Here is a 17629-nt window from a genome sequence, read left to right as displayed (position 1 = left end):
TCAATTTTTAGTCTACCAATAAACGTTTGGTTGTTGTGTTGTTTATTTTCATTACATACATTCCCGATTGAAGTTTTGAAATGTCTAAAATTTCTGAAAGACTGTCTGCAATGTTTAAATCAATTATTTTCTGACCCAATACGTTGTATATTTCAATTTTATGAATTGGTTCTACTTTTGAAGAAACAGTAACAATTTCGGTCGCTGGGTTTGGCGCAATTGCAAAATTTGCGATGTTATTATCATTAACGCTTAACAATGGATCTTTTACAATAAACAAACCTCTGTCTATGTCGCTAATAACAATATTTCCGCTAGCAAAATATGGATATACACTCCAAGCGCCATCAAAACGTGCAGAATTACTGGTTGGATATGTATCAAAGAACTTTGTTTCAACAAAATTTTGGTTGTCCAAATCGCTAATATCAAAAACTCTTAAACCTGCACGGTAGCTTGAGAGATAAAATTCGTCACCTAGCACATAACCGTTATGGTCAATAGCTTCTACTGCTGCTTCGTATTCAAAGTGAACTACGGGATTGTCTAAATCGCTCACATCAAAAATAATAGTTCGGGTATTAAAACCGAAGTTGGCTTCATCTAATTCGTCTCCAATAATAAAGTAGCGTTTGTCATCTGTTAGCCAGCCTTGGTGGGTATAATCAATACTTCCGTAAAACCCAACTGAAATACCTACAGGATTACTTTTATCTGTTACATCTACAATAGAAATTCTATCTTCGTTACTGCCAAAGAAAATTTCACGACCCGTATAATCTGCATCCGGTCCATCATAAATTACAACTTGCGCATCGTGGCAGTAATTGTCTCCACTAAATCCGCCTGCTGCAACCGGATTAACAGGGTCTTGAATATCCACAAAATGGGGGCCACCACCAAAAGTGCTCGTACCTACCGCAAATGCATAACCAGTTTCTTCGTTAATTACAATATTGTGTGCATTGCCAAATCCGTTGTAATGGGCGTCTTCACTAAAAGTTTCTGGAGCATTGGTGACGTTGCGCAGCCGTGTTAAGTCAAAAACCTGCATGCCATGTCCGTTTGCTTCGCTTACAATAAAAGCGTGATTGTTGTACACCTTAATATCTCTCCAAGTACTGGAGCTACTGTGGGTAGGTAATTTCCCTAAATACAATGGGTTAATGGGGTCTGTAATATCAACAAAGGCGGTGCCGTTGCCCAAGCCCATAATTGCATATTCGCGACCGTCTTGCGGATCTGTCCATCCCCAAGAGTCGTTTCCTCTATCGGTACCAAAGGTGGCGAGGCTAATGCGCGATTGAAGATCTAATCCATTACACGGATATTGGCCTGCCATGCCATTGACACAGGGGGTTTGTGCTACAGAAATTACACTGAATACTAGGGCTAAAAGTGGTAATAATTTTTTCATCGGTTTGTTTCGTAAGATTAAAAGAGGGGCTAAATGTAAACATATTCTAAGTTTTCTTACAAGTGTAAGAGGTTAAATATTAATAGGATGCTATTAATTTTTTATCAGTATGGTTGAAAACCTTTAAATAACCATTATTTACAATTAGCTTTTTTATTGCTGTGTGTTACTGTATTTTTGCAAAAAAATTCGAGTATATATATGTTTGAAAACAAAGATAACACCACCACGGGGATTGGAAGTTTAGGTGAATTTGGTCTTATTGACCATTTGACGAAAAATTTCAAAATAAAGCAAAAATCCACTGTTAAAGGAATTGGAGACGATGCCGCTGTTATTTCTTGTAATTCTAAAAAAGAATTGGTGGTTACTACCGATTTGCTTTTGGAAGGCGTGCATTTTGATTTAAGTTATATGCCCTTAAAACATTTAGGGTATAAAGCGGTGATTGTTAATCTTTCAGATGTTTATGCAATGAATGCGGAACCAACGCAAATTACGGTGAGCATCGCGGCTTCAAACAGGTTTCCGGTGGAAGCTCTGGAAGAACTTTATGCAGGAATTACTGCCGCAGCACAAATTTATAATATTGATGTAATTGGTGGCGACACTACTTCGTCAACCACTGGTTTATTGATTAGTATTACTGCTTTAGGAACCGTAAATAAAGGCGAGGCTGTTTACAGAAGTGGCGCAAACGAAAATGATTTGCTAGTAGTTACGGGCGATCTGGGCGCAGCTTATATGGGTTTACAGATTTTGGAACGCGAAAAGGAAGTATTTAAAGTGAACCCTAATTCGCAACCAGATTTGGAGCCGTATTCGTACTTGGTAGAGCGACAATTAAAACCCGAAGCACGAAAGGATATTACCAGATTATTAAAAGAATTGGAGGTGAAACCTACCGCTATGATTGATATTAGCGATGGATTGTCTTCGGAAATATTACATATTTGTAAAAGCTCGAAAGTAGGTTGCAATTTGTACGAAGATAAAATTCCACTAGATCCGCAGGTTATTTCTACCTGTGAAGAATTTAAACTTGATAGCACAACCATAGCATTAAGTGGCGGCGAAGATTACGAATTGCTTTTTACTGTTAAGCAGGAAGATTTCCCCAAAATAAAGGCCAACCCGCATTTATCAATTATTGGTCATATTACTAATGAAAAAGAAGGTGTGCATTTAATTAGCCGAGCAGGAGCAAAAATACCGCTAATTGCACGTGGCTGGAACGCATTGAATGCCGAAGAATAATTTTCTGAACAGGCATAAAACACTATGCTTCCTTTAATAGGAAATTATAAATTTCGAAAAGAGTAACGGCTTGTTATTTGAATTTTAGTTTTCTCTTTTTTATGAAAAAACGCGAAAGCTTTTCGTTTAATTTACGTTTTTGAAGGGTAAGTTTTTCAAATTTACCGGAGCGATTGTTTGAAACCTCTCTACCGCAACACGCACATTCATATTCAAAAACATGATTGGTAATTTTGCGAGTTACAATGTAATCGTGACCAAATGCAAAACAGATAAGGCTTGAGATTGGAGGTCGGCTTTGGGGCATGACTTTTTCCATCTTAAGAAAAAATTTAGGGTTTATTGTCTAAAGCTAACTAATAATAAAGAATAACGCAAGGATTATACTGTTAAACGTAGATAATTCGCAATCGCCTCTGTGTTTTCTATTACACTCATATGCCCCCCGGCAATAATTTTAACCGAAGCCCCGCATTTTTCTGCCAATTGTTTAACTTCTAAAAATGGTAATATGGGATCTTCTTCAGCGAGAATTACGTATTTGTCTTTTGTGAGGTTTTTCAGAATTTCGGTTCTATCCTTTCGGTCGCGCATGCCTTTAATTGCGGCTTTTATTCCTTCCACCGGAAAAGTGTAGGCTTCAAGCTTTAACGCCTCAATTTCCGCAATAAATTCTTCACGAGAAGATTCAGCAATTAGGTTGCTAATAGCCATGCTAATATAGGCCTTAGGGCTTTTTTCGATCACTTTTAGAGCGCGGTTACGATTTGTTTTTCGCGCTTCGGAATCTGCTACGGGACTTGAATTTAGAAGAATTAATTTTTCAACCTTTTCTGAAAATAGTTCGGCGTAAGCCAAAGCAACATAACCACCCATAGAATGCCCGAGAAAAGTGGCTGACGTTATTTGCAAATGCTTCACTATTTCATCTACAACTTGGGCCATCAATTCCATAGTGTGAATTTCAGTGATTACATCGCTTTTTCCGTGACCGGGAAAATCAATTGCAATTACCGTTCTATTCGTTGCGAATTGGGGGATTAAAGGTTCCCACATTGTAGCACTTTCCAGAAAACCGTGAAGCAAAACTATTGCTGGACCTTTCCCGAAGATATTGTAATTAATGGGTGTGTTTTTATAATGAAAAGTCATAATTTTAAAAAAGACCTAACAGGTTTTCCTCTGTCGATGGACAAGGTAAAATCTGATAGGTCTTGGTTGTTTATATTATACTTCTTTTATTTATTCATAATATCTTCAATTTCTTCAGCTTCAATAGGAATATTGCGCATTAAGTTAAAAGGTTCGCCATTTTTCTGAATAACCACATCGTCTTCCAAACGAACGCCAAAACCTTCTTCCGGAATGTAAATTCCCGGTTCAACGGTGAAAACCATATTATCGGTCATTTTTTCCCACAGCACGCCGTAATCGTGCGTATCTAAACCAATATGGTGGCTGGTGCCGTGCATAAAATATTTTTTATAGGCAGGCCAATTGGGGTCTTCATTTTTAACATCTGCCTTGTCTAAAAGTTTTAAATCGAGCAGTTCTTTAGTCATTAATTTACCCACTTCTACGTGAAATTCTTTCCAATACGCTCCCGGAACGAGCATTTTTGAAGCATCGTCTTTTACGCGTTTTACGGCATTGTAAACTTCGCGTTGGCGCTTGCTAAATTTTCCGTTAACAGGAATGGTACGCGTCATATCGCTAGAATAGTTTGCGTATTCTGCCCCAACATCTATCAAAATTAAATCACCGTCTTTACACTGTTGGTTGTTTACTACATAGTGTAAAACATTTGCGTTATTGCCACTGCCTATAATTGGAGTGTAGGCGAAACCACGCGAACGATTTCTTAAAAACTCGTGCATATATTCGGCTTCAATTTCGTATTCCCAAACGCCGGGTTTTACGAAATCTAAAACTCTTCGATGTCCTTTTTCGGTAATGTTGCAGGCTTGCTGCATGATATCTATTTCAATTGGATCTTTTACCGAACGCAATGCTTGCAGAATTGGATTGCTACGTTCCCAACTATGTGCCGGAAATTTTGATTTTGTGGTTTTTATAAAACGATCTTCGCGTGTTTCGGTTACAACACTTTGGCGATAGTGCTCGTTTGTGTTAAAATAAATACGCTCGGCTTGCGTCATTACTTCGTAAAATATTTTATCGAAGTCTTTCAGCCAATGAATAGATTCAATGCCGCTTACTTCGGTAGCTTTTTCCTTCGTTAATTTTTCACCCTCCCAAACGGCAATGTGATCGTTCGTTTCGCGTACAAATAGCATTTCGCGATGTTCTGCATACGGTGCATCCGGAAATAGTACTAAAATGGTTTCTTCTTGGTCTGCGCCAGTTAAGTAAAAAATATCGCGTGCCTGCTGAAAAGGCATCGTGCTATCTGCGCCAATTGGGTAAATATCGTTACTGTTAAAAACGGCTACACTTTTTGGCTTCATCTGCGCCATAAAGTTTTTGCGGTTTTTTACAAAAAGTTTGCTGGGAATTTGATCGTACTTCATTTGTTGTATTTTATTTTAATAAATAGAACTAGCGGTTAATTGAGCAATGCAAAAGATGCTTGATTTGCTGTATTATACCGGTTCGAAAAGCTAATGCGCAAAATTAATTATTTCAAAGTTATCAAAGGAAGAGAAAGGGTTAAATGTGTACTAATTGTTTTTTTAGAAAAGTGTGAAATTAAAAGTTGAAAATTTCCTTCAAAAAACTATTCCTTTAACCACGCGGCAAAGGTTTTTAGTTTTTCAGTATTTTCATTTAACCACGCTTCAGCATTTTTGTTTCCGCTTTGCGAAATAAACATGCAGTAAGTTTCTAAATGTTCGCTCTTGGCAAGATCGTAAAAGAAAGGAGTGTAAAAATTCCAATAGAGACCTTTTTCATTTTCCTTTTTCAATTCGCCTAATATTTGAAAAAACGAATTGGTGTTTTCCACAAAAAGTTCTTCCGCCGTTTTATCTGCATTTTCAGGCAGCATATTTGAGGCACCCATCAATCCCAGCATTAGTGCTGCTGCGGAAAAAGGATCGTCGTCGTCGCTCATAGAAATGTTTATTGTTATGGCTTCGTCTTTACTTTTAGTTACGTTCCCCGCAAAATTTTGTTGAAGCATATTATATGCATCCAAAGATCGCGAAGAGTTTGGTTCTAATAAGAGAAAATAATGATTTGCCAATAACGACTGTACGGTGTTTCCTTGCGCAGATTCAATGTTTGCGAGCATCCAGTGACTGCTACCGTGGTTTGGGTTGTTTTCAATCGCTTTAATTACGTATTCTTTGGCTTCGTCCATTTGGTTTAGCTTGTAGTGGTTCAGAGCCAAGTTGTACGGTAACAAATAATCTTCGGGAAATTTGCGAATGGCTTTTTTAAAAAGTTTAATAGACTCTTTTACCTCACCCATCATATCTAAAGCTGATCCTTTAATAAGATAGGCATTCACAAGATTATCGTCGTTCTTTTTAAGCACCATGTCTGCGCGGGCGATGGTGTTTTTATAATCGTTTTTCTTAAAGTAGGTGAGTGCCATTTCATAATTTACAACTGTAGATTGTGGGTCTAACAACAATGCTTTTTCATAGGCTGCCAATGCCTTGTCGTATTCGCCGTTGTCGTGGTAGATTATACCTTCTTCTATAAATGTGTTTATATTGTTTTGAGCGAAAAGTGTAGTAAAGCAAAAGGTAAGGGCGAGGAATAGTAGGTTTTTCATAAAGGAATGGTTGTTAAATTGGTGTTGTTAAAAATTATCAGCTTCAATTTTTATTTAGGTGACAGTGTATATTTCGCTATTTCTCGGGTAAATTCAACTGTTTTAAAATTGATTTTTTCAAAAATGAAACGCTAAATAAAACTACTTAAAGAATGTAAATTTAATTTCTTTTGGCATAAAATGAACAGCCTTAAAATCCTTATTTACTTTTATTTGGTGTTTAATTTCTGGCGGTACAACAAAGGCATCGCCCTGTTTTAAAATATGGTCTTTACCGTTTATATTTAAAACACACTCCCCTTCCTGCACTAAAAGAATTGATTCTAAATTTGCGAGGTGCGCTGGTAAAATTTCTCCAGCATTGGCTTGCATTTGCTTGGCAATTAATACGCTGCCGGTTGCCAGTGTTTTTACCGTAGGATTGGTTACTTTTTCCATTTTGTTTTATAGAATTAAAATTATAGTAAGCTTTTCAGCATTTTTTACTTCTGCTTAATGTACTCATTTGTTTTGAAAAATGTTCCCGCGTCATTAAATTCTACACCATTTTTAGTTTCAATTAGCCACATATTTACTTTTAAATTGTTTAGTAATTCATATTCTAATCGCACAAAACCATAGGTTTCTGAAAAGTAACTTTTTAATTTGGTTTCTCCAAGATTTGATTTTGCGGTGCTTTCAATTATAAAGCAAGCTATCTCGCCAACTTTTGTTTTAAGCGTTTCAGCTCCAACTATTTTATAATTATACGTTAACAGTAGCTGTCCTTCCCATTGGCCCCACATTTTATTTCCCCATCCCTGTCCTATTTGCATTTGGTCGGTCCATTCGGCTTCAATTTTTAAAGGTTTTCTTACAAAGGGAAAAGGTGCGGTTTCTAAAGAACCAAAAAAGCTGGATCTAATTGGGTGTATCCACACATTTTTTTCGTTCTCCACCACACCAGTAGATGCTATTGAAGCAAAGGCTGGTTCTTGTAAATACGAAATTTGCGTTTGGTTTTCGTTGGTTCTATCATTGTTTTCTACTGGTTGAACTATTAAATGAATTATAGCCACGCCAATACTGTCGCTTCCTATTGGCACGAGTTCAAAATCACTTCCCGCAAACATTCCTTCATTCTTTTTGAGCTTAAAAGGCTCTTCGTTTAAAATGATTTCGTAATCGTAAATAAAAACGTTTCCTGTCTTATAGATTTTGTTGTTGTCATCTATATTTTCTTCCTCAATAAAAACAGTATCATATTGTTGCGAAAACCCTATCTGAAAAGCCAAAAGAAAAAATAGCGTTAGTTTAATAGTCATAATAAACTCATTTATGTGGTGAAAACGATATTAAAGATGTTTTGATTAAGCAACTAAATTTAACAATTACAAACGAATAAAAAATCTGGGATAATTTTTGAAAGCGCGGAGTGAATTCACAACTGGTCATCAAATCCAAATTTTCTAAAAGTTAAACTTATTCTCGGGTTTTTATATGTATTGTTCGTCGGTAAACTATGTTGGAAATTCTCCTGACATCCATTCTTCATAATTAACAAACTGCCGTGTTTTAATGTAATACAAGTTTCTTGCATAGTTTTGTTTTCTCTCAAACAAAATTGTCGTTCCTCGCCTAAGCTTATTGCAGGTATTATGGCAGTATCACCAAATGCAGGTTTATCTGAATGGTATTCTACACCAGAATTTCCATCGGGATAAAAAATACAAACGCAGGTTTTAAACTCTTCATTAATATAATTTTCGACGCGTGTTTTAATGGCCAGCATTTTTTTTGTCCACACTTTGTTTTTTCCCCAGACTGCTTCGGGGAATTTATTTTTCTCTTTGAGTTCTTTATCGAGAAAAATCGTTTTTCCAAAGTCAAATTTGAAGCTGTCGCCTGCTAGCGTTTTAATTTCCATCATGGTCGTGAGTTCTTCAAACCCCATTAAATGTTCAAATAGCTCATCAGCTTCCTTTTTAGAAATAAAATTCTCGTTATAGTTTGTCACGTCTTCAATATGTTGCATTTTGAAATTTTAGATGGTTCATCGGTTAGAAAATATTTTAAAATTTATTAGCGCTTTTAGACAGTTGATTTTGCCTAAATTAATCCATTTAATAATATTAGCTGAAATTATTTCATTAAAAAGTCCTTTTATTTTTTCAAAGAAACAATCTGTAAGCTAATAGCTATTGTGTACCCCAGCCCAAATAAGTACCTTCATATTTCCAAAAAATCAATCTTAATGAAAAATCTTATTCTTTCAGTATTTTGTTTTGCTACCGCTTTAATTTATTCGCAACAGCCCGCTACTCTTGCAACCGTTGTGGAGAGGGGCATAACTCAAAAAACACAACTGGCACAAGATTCTCCAGTTAAAAATTTGCCTTTTAAAAATATAGGTCCCAGTATTATGAGCGGTCGCGTGGTAGATTTTGCGGTAAACCCCAACAATCCGATTGAGTTTTATGTGGGATATGCAAGCGGAGGGCTTTGGTACACCAATAATAACGGTACATCTTTTACACCAGTACTAGATAGCAGTCCTACCCAAAACGTGGGTTGTGTTTCGGTAGATTGGCAAAACGGCACCATTTGGGTTGGCACGGGTGAAGTTAACGCTTCTCGTTCTTCATATGCTGGGATTGGTTTGCTGAAAAGTGACGACAGGTATTTGTAACCTTAAACGGCTACCGTTGGGATGATTTTAAACCCTATGTTTATGTAAGCGATAATTATGGTGCCACTTGGAAAGACATCAGTAGCAATCTGCCAACTTCGCCAATAAATGTGATAAAAGAAGATCCCGTAAACGAAGATTTGCTGTATCTGGGAACTGATAATGGCGCGTATGTTTCCTTTAATCGCGGCGAAAGCTGGCAAGTGTTTTCAAAAGAATTGCCCAATGTTGCGGTGCACGATTTGGTAATTCAACCCGAGGCGAAAGATTTGGTTTTGGGTACCCACGGAAGGTCAATTTATGTTGCAGATATTGCTTTGCTGCAAAAATTGAATTCAAATACTATGAATGAAGTGGTTCTCGCCGAAGTAGATTCTTTAAATTTTAGTCGGCGTTGGGGAAGTAAATGGAGCACTTGGGGTGAAGTTTACGAACCAAAAACCAAAATTCAGTTTTACAGTCCGCAGTCGGGGAAGGCAATTGTAACCATCAAAAACGAAGCTGAAAAGGAATTGCAACAACTCTCAATAGACGCTACAAAAGGGATAAATGTGCTGGAATATGACTATTCTGTTTCAGAAAAAGGGGTGAAGGTTTTTGAAAAAGCCGACTTAAAGATCAAAAAAGCTGAAAACGGTAAATACTATCTTCCGAAGGGAGCATATAAAGTGAATGTTTTAGTAAATGGGAAGCAGGCAGCTACCGATTTGAAAATAATATAAAATTGTATTTAAACCCATTCTAAATAGATTTTAAACAATTAAGAATGTTTGGCAACAAGCAGTTTGAAGTGTATTTTTGTACAACTATTCTTGAAATAAAACCATAATGGCAATATTATCCTCTTCAATTGCACGAAAAGTTGCTATGGCACTTTCCGGCTTGTTTCTCGTTTTGTTTTTGGCACAACATTTTACCATTAACATTACTTCGGTCATCGATCCTGACACCTTCAATAATCTGTCTCATTTTATGGGGCACAATTTTGTGGTACAATTTATTGCGCAGCCCATTTTAATTTTTGGAGTTGTTTTCCATTTTATAATGGGGCTGGTTCTTGAAATAAGAAACCGAAACGCAAGACAAATTAGTTACAATTCATTTAAAGGAAACAAAAACTCAACTTGGGCTTCGCGAAATATGATTATTAGCGGTGCCGTAATTTTGGCGTTTTTAGGACTTCACTTTTACGATTTCTGGTTTCCTGAAATAGTTCACAAATATGTTGAAAGCAACCCGCTTGATGCTACTCGTTATTACCCAGAGTTACTTCATAAATTTGAGAGCCCGGTGCGTACAGGCTTGTATTGTTTGGCTTTTGTATTGTTGGCGCTTCACCTTTGGCACGGCTTTTCTTCGTCTTTCCAAAGTATGGGTTGGAACAATAAGTATTCCAAAGGCTTAAGAGGGTTTACGCAGTTTTACGCAATATTTATTCCTTTAGGATTTATTTTCATTGCGCTTTATCTTCACTTTAATCAATAAACACCACGAAACGCAACGCTATGTCAAAATTAGATTCAAAAATCCCAAAAGGGCCCTTAGCAGATAAGTGGACAAAACATAAAAACGATATAAATCTCGTTAACCCTGCTAACAAACGCAGTATCGATATAATCATGGTAGGCACTGGTCTTGCCGGTGGTAGTGCTGCCGCAACGCTAGCTGAATTGGGTTATAACGTAAAAACATTCTGTTATCAAGATTCGCCGCGTCGTGCTCACTCTATTGCGGCACAAGGAGGTATTAACGCTGCCAAAAATTATCAAGGCGATGGTGATTCAAATTACAGGTTGTTTTACGATACTGTAAAGGGTGGCGACTACCGTTCGCGCGAGGCGAACGTTTATCGTTTAGCTGAAGTTTCAGCGAATATTATTGACCAATGTGTGGCACAGGGAGTTCCATTTGCACGTGAGTACGGTGGATACCTAGATAATCGTTCTTTTGGAGGGGTTTTGGTTTCGCGTACTTTTTATGCAAAAGGACAAACCGGACAGCAATTACTTTTGGGAGCATATTCGGCAATGAACCGCCAAATAAACCGAGGAAAAATTACGCCTTACAACCGTCACGAAATGCTAGATTTAGTAATCGTGGATGGCAAAGCAAGAGGTATTATTGCGCGCGATTTGGTTACTGGAGAAATAGAAAGACATTCCGCACACGCTGTGGTTATTGCTTCCGGTGGTTACGGAAATGCATTCTTCCTATCTACAAATGCAATGGGAAGCAACGCAACTGCTGCTTGGAAAATTCATAAAAGAGGCGCGTATTTTGCGAACCCTTGTTATACACAAATTCATCCAACTTGTATTCCAGTTTCGGGAGACCATCAAAGTAAATTAACGTTGATGTCTGAATCTTTGCGAAATGACGGTAGAATTTGGGTTCCGAAAAAAATAGAAGATGCAGAAGCCATTAGAAGTGGCAAGAAAAAGCCGAACGATCTTTCTGCAGAAGAAAGAGATTATTACTTAGAAAGAAGATATCCATCCTTCGGAAACTTGGTGCCGCGAGACGTTGCTTCGCGTGCAGCTAAAGAAAGATGCGATGCTGGTTTTGGTGTAAATAAAACCGGACAAGCTGTCTTTTTGGATTTTGCATCGGCAATTGAGCGATACGGAAAAGAACAAGCTGGAATTCACGGAAATCACAATCCTAGTAAAGAAGAAGTTACAAAATTAGGTAAAAAAGTTATCGAAGATAAATACGGTAACCTATTTCAAATGTACCAGAAAATTGTAGATGAAAATCCTTACGAAACCCCAATGATGATTTACCCTGCAGTACATTATACAATGGGTGGTATCTGGGTAGATTACAACTTGCAGTCTACAATTCCGGGTTGTTACGTTACTGGCGAAGCCAACTTTAGCGATCACGGTGCAAACCGTTTGGGAGCTTCGGCATTAATGCAAGGTTTGGCAGATGGTTATTTTGTATTGCCATACACCATCGGCAATTATCTTTCGCAGGATATTAAAACAGGACCAATACCAACAGATTCAAAAGAATTTGATGAAGCCGAAAACAAAGTTCGCGAGCTTTTAGAGAAATTAATAAATAATAAAGGAAAACATTCCGTAGATCATTTTCATAAAAAATTGGGTCACATTATGTGGAACAAATGCGGAATGGCTCGTAATGCCAAAGACTTAGAATCTGCAATGTCGGAAATTAGAGCATTGCGCGAAGAGTTTTGGAGAGACGTTAGAGTTCCCGGAGATATGAATGAAATGAACGCCGAGCTTGAAAAAGCCACGCGTGTTGCAGATTTCTTAGAGTTGGGTGAATTATTCGCAAAAGATGCGCTACACCGAAACGAAAGTTGTGGGGGTCACTTCCGCGAAGAATACCAAACCGAAGAAGGTGAAGCGCTTCGCGATGACGAAAACTTTATGTACGTCGCCGCTTGGGAATACACCGGAGATCCAGCAACGGAAGTGCTTCACAAAGAAGAATTGGAGTACGAAAATATTGAAGTTAAATCGAGATCATATAAATAAGTTGTTTGGTTATGGCGTAACTTATTAACTAAGTAACGCTATTACAATAACAACAATTAACTTTTAACAACATGAAGTTAACACTCAAAATCTGGAGACAGAAAAATAATAAAGCAAAAGGAGAATTAAAAACATATCCTATTGACGGAATTGAAGGTGACATGTCTTTTTTAGAGATGCTCGACGTTCTTAACGAAGGCTTAATCAACAAAGGTGAAGAACCTGTAGTTTTTGATCACGATTGCCGTGAAGGAATCTGCGGAAGCTGTTCACTGCAAATAAACGGTGAGCCGCACGGCCCCGATAGATTGGTTACTACCTGCCAATTGCACATGCGTATGTTTAACGATGGCGATACTATTGTAATTGAGCCATTCCGCGCAAAAGCATTTCCGGTAATAAAAGATTTGGTGGTAGATAGAAGTTCTTTTGATAGAATACAGCAGGCTGGTGGTTTTATTTCGGTGAATACCTCCGGAAACACGATCGATGCCAACAGCATACCCGTAAATAAGCACGATGCAGATGAATCGTTCAACGCTGCAACTTGTATTGGATGCGGCGCTTGCGTAGCTGCCTGTAAAAATGCCAGCGCAATGTTATTTACATCGGCAAAAGTGAGTCAGTTTGCTTTGCTCCCACAGGGAAGAATTGAAGCAACGGAGCGCGTTTTAAACATGGTAGCACAAATGGATAAAGAAGGTTTTGGGAACTGTACAAACACCGGTGCTTGCGAAATTGAATGTCCGAAAGGTATTTCGCTCGAAAATATTGCTCGAATGAACCGTGAGTATTTAAGCGCGAGTTTGGAAGGCTAAATTTTTAAATTATTTTAAAAATTTTAAAGAGACTGTCTAAAAAGATGGTCTCTTTTTTTATTGACTACTAGAATTGTCTTCAAGATAAGAAACTACCTCAACTTCTTTATTTAAATTGTGAAGTAAGGTCTTCAAAAAGATATCGGTATTGTACGGTTTTACAATAATATCGTTAATGCCCGAAGCCTCAATTTTATTTCTCATTTCTTCAACTTCAATAGCAGTTAAAGCTATAATTGGCGTTACCTTATCAAAGGTTCTAATTTCCTCCGTGGTTTCCATTCCGTCTTTACCGGGCATGTTAATATCCATCAATACTAAATGATAGGTTTCGGATTTTAACTTTTTAATTGCGGTGTTTCCATTTTCGGCTATTTCACAAATCATTCCGTATTTTTCGAGAATTTTCTGGGTCACTATTTGGTTAATTCGGTTATCGTCAACCACAAGTATTTTTTTGCCAAGTAGCACATCGGTATCACTTTGTGTTTTGTCTGCTAACGATTGTTTAAAAATTTCGAAACTCAAAATAAAACTGAAGGTAGCGCCTTTACCACTTTCACTTTCAAGTTTGATAGAAGATTGTGAGGCTTCGAGCAATTTTTTAACTATCGTAAGTCCGAGACCTGTACCTTGTGTTTTAAAGTCTTCGGAATCTACTTGTTGAAATTCTTTAAAAATAGCTTTTTGCTTTTCTTTTGGAATGCCAATACCGTTATCTTTAATACTGAATTTTATAGATACTTCATTTTCTGAAATTGATTCTTCTTGTAACGAAATATGAATGTCTCCGTTAACAGTAAACTTTATGGCATTCCCCACTAAATTCATAAGAATTTGCGAAAGCCTAACCCGGTCGCCTACGATAGCCGAAGGAATATTTTCTGAAATATTAATATGAAGTTGGTTCTTATTTTGCACCAACGCATATTGAAAGGACGATACGAGAGACTGGATTAATTCTTTTAAATTAAAAGGAACTTTTGTCTCTTCAAGGGTATTGGACTCCAGTTTACTTATTTGTAATACATCGTTTATAAGTGCCAATAGATAATCTGCAGAAAATTTTAGGTTTTTTAAATCTGCTTGGTGGTTTTTTAGGGTTTCGTCTTCCAACAGCACATTGGTTAGTCCAATAACCCCATAAAGTGGAGTTCGCAATTCGTGGCTAACAGTTGCAAAAAACTTGCTTTTGGCCAATGCCAGTTTCTCTGCTTTCTGCTTTGCTTTTAATAATTGTTGATTTTTTTCTTTTAAGGAGAGGGTAAGCTTTTTTCTGCCCTGATGCGATTTATAAAGAATTATTAAAATAAGTCCCATTATAGTTGCTGCGCCAATAAAAAAATAGAGCAACAAGTTGCTAAGCATCGCTTTTTCAGAAATTAATTTCTTCTCTAGTTCGGCTTTATTGGCTTGTTCTTTATACTCATTCACACTAAATTGGGCTGCTGCATTTTGAATGGTCATTAATTTTTCCTTTTCAAAACGAACTTGGGTTATACTGTCAAATTTTTTACGCACCAAAAAGGCTTCTTTATACTTGCCAATACTAAAAAGAGCGTTGCTGTATTCCTTATATGTGTCAATTAGTGCATCGTCTGTAAAATCCCCGTGTTTGGCGGCTGAAATAGCTTCTTTAAAGCTAACAATTGCTTTACTTGGATTTTTAGCTGAAAGATTTAATTTGCCTTCAAGGAGTTTCATTTCGGTTGCTAAGCCTTTATATCCCACCGCATCTATTCCTTTGCGTGCTTTTTCAAAATAAAGAAGTGCTTTTTTATGGTCGCCTTGATTTAGGTAAACTTTAGATAGGTTGTAATACACTATAGACACGGCAAAAGTGTCTTTTCTTTTTAACGAAAGTGGCAACGATTTAACATAGAAAGGCAAGGCTGAATCGTATTTTTTTTCATTGAGATAAAGTGTGCCAATAAAATTATAGGCGCGAGCCAGTGTAAGATTATCCTTAATTTTTTTTGCATAATTTAGATAGTCTTCGCCGTAAATATGCGCATTTTTAAAATCTTCTAAATGCATAAATGAAGCCGCCATCATATACCTAGAGTAATAGGCTTTGTCCATATCTCCAATACTTTCGGCGAGCTTAATATTATTAATAGAAGCGAAAATTACTGAGTCATATTTACCTCTAAACAACAAATTATGTGTATGATCTTGCATAGCTTGAAGCGAATCTTTAAGCACGGCAAGTTCTTTTCGGTTTTGAGTTAAAGTAGTGTCAAGACTATTTTGTGAAGACGCAATCCAGGAAATTAAAAATAGTATGTAGTATAAATACTTCAAAGAAAAATATATGTTGTGAGTGAGGTTTTTAAATATACTAAAATATAACGTAATTCAGAGAAACCAGTATTTTTATAGGTTTTTAATTTCACCAATTTATAATTTTTCAAACACGTCTATTTTGTTAGTATGTAATATATAGTTTCGTAATAAAAATTTATCTTTAAGTGCTAAAAACAAATCAATGAAACATTTTCTTTTTTACTTCGGTCTTTTTTCAATTTTTACTGCTGGGGCGCAAACTACCAAACCTAGCGATCCTTTGGCTCATACATTTTCAATAGTTGCGCGCGATGCTAATACCGGCGAAATGGCCGTGGCGGTTCAAAGTCATTGGTTTAGTGTGGGCACTGCCGTTTCTTGGGGCGAAGCCGGCGTTGGCGTAGTTGCAACCCAATCGTTTACCAATAAATCTTTCGGTATACGTGGGTTAGAAATGCTAAAACAAGGAAAATCGCCGCAACAAGCGATGGATCTATTGTTACGCGATGATGACGGTAGGGATTTTCGGCAAGTGGCAATTTTAGATACCAAAGGTAGAACAGCTGTACATACGGGAAAAAACTGTATAATTTATGCCGGTCATAGTAATGGCGAAAATTTTTCAGTACAAGCAAATATGATGCTAAATGATCAAGTGGTGCCCGCAATGGAAAAAGCTTGGAAAGCAAATAACAATTTGCCTTTGGCGGAAAGAATGGTGCAGGTTTTACTCGCTGCACAGAATGCGGGGGGAGATATTCGCGGAAAACAATCTGCGGCACTGTTGGTGGTTGCTCCCGAAGCTACAGATGAGCCATGGAATGACCGACTTTTAGATTTAAGAGTTGACGATTCTGAAAACCCGGTGAAGGAATTAAACAGGCTTTTAAAGGTTTTTCGTGCGTATGAACATATGAACCAAGGTGATTTATTTGTTGAAAAAAACGAAATGAAAAAAGCAATGGTCCAATATAATGCTGCAATGAAAATGTTTCCTGAAAATCTGGAGATGCAATTTTGGACAGCAATAACTTTGGCGAATGATAAACAATTGATTCGTGCTGCTGAAATGCTTAAAAACATTTATGAAAAGGACAAAAATTGGAGGGAGTTAACACGTCGTTTGCCGAAAGTGGGCCTGCTGAATGTTTCGGAAATGGAATTGATGGAATTAATCAAATAAATTTTTAACACCTCAATTTTCAATATAAACTTAATAATAGCGTTTTTGTATAAATCAGTTCATATTTATGCGAATTCGCTATTTATTATTACTTCTTGTTTGCTTCGTCGCGTTTAGTTCAGCTGCACAGATAGGTGCTGTAATTGGGAAGGCTGGCGGAACAAAAGAACGTCCAGTTAATAAAAAAAAGACTTCATTTTCAACGGAAAAACTGGCTTTTGCTATTACAAAAGATGCTACTTCTGAAAAGCAAAAGGTTCGTGCTATCTATAATTGGATAACTGCTAATATTTCGTACGACAATGAATTGCGATTAAGTGCTGCGCTTCAAAATGAATTTTACACTTCGGAAGAAAAGGTGCTTCAAAAAGTTTTAGAGCGAAAAATGGCACTTTGCGGCGGTTTTGCTTTTCTTTTTGAAAGTCTTTGCAAAAATGTTGGTATTGCTGCCGAAGTAATTCACGGGTTTACAAAAGACTATTCGGGAAAAATTGTTAATAGTAAAAAACCAAACCACACTTGGAATGCCGTAAAGATAGATGGGCAATGGCAATTGCTTGATATTACTTGGGCTATAAGTTATGGCAATAATAAAGGCACGGACGACTTTTGGTTTTTCACAAAGCCTTCAAATTTTATTTATACCCATTATCCAATGGAACAAAAATGGACATTGCTTGAGCAGTCTATTTCGTTATCAGAATTTCAAAAACCGCTATAAACTGAAAAAACCTCCACATTGCTGTGAA

General features: G+C 37.0%; 15 protein-coding genes and 1 pseudogene. 8 read left to right on the top strand and 8 right to left on the bottom strand.

Annotated elements, in window-relative coordinates; translation table 11 throughout:
* Nucleotides 1-7: 7 nt before the first annotated feature.
* Complete coding sequence (locus K8089_RS03550) at nt 8-1417, bottom strand: choice-of-anchor B family protein (protein ID WP_237601900.1); 1410 nt, start codon at nt 1415-1417, stop codon at nt 8-10.
* A 201-nt stretch (nt 1418-1618) separates the two neighbouring features.
* Between K8089_RS03550 and thiL the strand changes: the two genes are divergently transcribed.
* Nucleotides 1619-2674: a thiamine-phosphate kinase gene (thiL, locus tag K8089_RS03545; protein WP_237601899.1), complete on the top strand. Its 1056-nt coding sequence runs from the start codon at nt 1619-1621 to the stop codon at nt 2672-2674.
* 381 nt (nt 2675-3055) lie between these two features.
* Here the strand turns inward: thiL and K8089_RS03540 are convergent, their stop codons facing one another.
* From K8089_RS03540 to K8089_RS03515, 6 genes are all read right to left on the bottom strand, one after another.
* Nucleotides 3056-3826: an alpha/beta fold hydrolase gene (locus K8089_RS03540; protein WP_237601898.1), complete on the bottom strand. Its 771-nt coding sequence runs from the start codon at nt 3824-3826 to the stop codon at nt 3056-3058.
* Between the two features lie 86 nt (nt 3827-3912).
* Entirely contained in the window at nt 3913-5205 is a 1293-nt protein-coding gene (locus K8089_RS03535; protein ID WP_237601897.1) for an aminopeptidase P family protein, read from the bottom strand.
* A 206-nt stretch (nt 5206-5411) separates the two neighbouring features.
* Nucleotides 5412-6416: a tetratricopeptide repeat protein gene (locus K8089_RS03530; protein WP_237601896.1), complete on the bottom strand. Its 1005-nt coding sequence runs from the start codon at nt 6414-6416 to the stop codon at nt 5412-5414.
* 141 nt (nt 6417-6557) lie between these two features.
* The gene (locus K8089_RS03525; protein WP_237601895.1) at nt 6558-6854 is read right to left on the bottom strand and encodes a cupin domain-containing protein; all 297 of its coding nucleotides are present in this window, start codon (nt 6852-6854) and stop codon (nt 6558-6560) included.
* A gap of 44 nt (nt 6855-6898) precedes the next feature.
* Entirely contained in the window at nt 6899-7720 is an 822-nt protein-coding gene (locus tag K8089_RS03520; RefSeq protein ID WP_237601894.1) for a hypothetical protein, read from the bottom strand.
* 116 nt (nt 7721-7836) lie between these two features.
* Nucleotides 7837-8430, bottom strand: coding sequence for an alpha-ketoglutarate-dependent dioxygenase AlkB (locus K8089_RS03515; RefSeq protein ID WP_237601893.1), 594 nt, complete (start codon nt 8428-8430; stop codon nt 7837-7839).
* Between the two features lie 219 nt (nt 8431-8649).
* Between K8089_RS03515 and K8089_RS03510 the strand changes: the two genes are divergently transcribed.
* The 5 genes and pseudogenes from K8089_RS03510 (at nt 8650) to K8089_RS03490 (ending at nt 13411) form a co-directional block, all read left to right on the top strand.
* Complete coding sequence (locus tag K8089_RS03510; RefSeq protein ID WP_237601892.1) at nt 8650-9084, top strand: WD40/YVTN/BNR-like repeat-containing protein; 435 nt, start codon at nt 8650-8652, stop codon at nt 9082-9084.
* Between the two features lie 50 nt (nt 9085-9134).
* Nucleotides 9135-9806 (top strand): annotated as a pseudogene (locus tag K8089_RS03505) (glycosyl hydrolase); the annotation flags it as partial.
* A gap of 106 nt (nt 9807-9912) precedes the next feature.
* Nucleotides 9913-10569 carry a succinate dehydrogenase cytochrome b subunit gene (locus tag K8089_RS03500; protein WP_237601891.1) on the top strand — a complete coding sequence of 219 codons (657 nt, stop codon included), beginning with the start codon at nt 9913-9915 and terminating at the stop codon, nt 10567-10569.
* Between the two features lie 20 nt (nt 10570-10589).
* Nucleotides 10590-12593: a fumarate reductase/succinate dehydrogenase flavoprotein subunit gene (locus K8089_RS03495; protein WP_237601890.1), complete on the top strand. Its 2004-nt coding sequence runs from the start codon at nt 10590-10592 to the stop codon at nt 12591-12593.
* A 71-nt stretch (nt 12594-12664) separates the two neighbouring features.
* Nucleotides 12665-13411, top strand: a complete 747-nt coding sequence (locus K8089_RS03490) for a succinate dehydrogenase/fumarate reductase iron-sulfur subunit (RefSeq protein WP_237601889.1) — start codon at nt 12665-12667, stop codon at nt 13409-13411.
* A 57-nt stretch (nt 13412-13468) separates the two neighbouring features.
* On the opposite strand, the gene K8089_RS03485 is transcribed toward K8089_RS03490, so the two are convergent.
* A complete protein-coding gene (locus K8089_RS03485) occupies nt 13469-15715 on the bottom strand; it encodes a tetratricopeptide repeat-containing hybrid sensor histidine kinase/response regulator (protein WP_237601888.1) in 2247 nt (748 codons plus the stop codon).
* Nucleotides 15716-15899: 184 nt separating this feature from the next.
* On the opposite strand from K8089_RS03485, the gene K8089_RS03480 reads away from it, so the two are divergent.
* Together K8089_RS03480 and K8089_RS03475 are read left to right on the top strand one after the other, a co-directional pair.
* Entirely contained in the window at nt 15900-16880 is a 981-nt protein-coding gene (locus K8089_RS03480; RefSeq protein ID WP_237601887.1) for a DUF1028 domain-containing protein, read from the top strand.
* Between the two features lie 67 nt (nt 16881-16947).
* Nucleotides 16948-17601 carry a transglutaminase domain-containing protein gene (locus K8089_RS03475; RefSeq protein ID WP_237601886.1) on the top strand — a complete coding sequence of 218 codons (654 nt, stop codon included), beginning with the start codon at nt 16948-16950 and terminating at the stop codon, nt 17599-17601.
* The last annotated feature ends 28 nt before the right edge of the window (nt 17602-17629 follow it).

Source organism: Aequorivita vitellina (assembly GCF_022008365.1).
Taxonomy (GTDB): domain Bacteria; phylum Bacteroidota; class Bacteroidia; order Flavobacteriales; family Flavobacteriaceae; genus Aequorivita; species Aequorivita vitellina.
The sequence above is the reverse complement of the archived record's forward strand: the minus strand, read 5'-3'. Positions and strand labels throughout refer to the sequence as shown.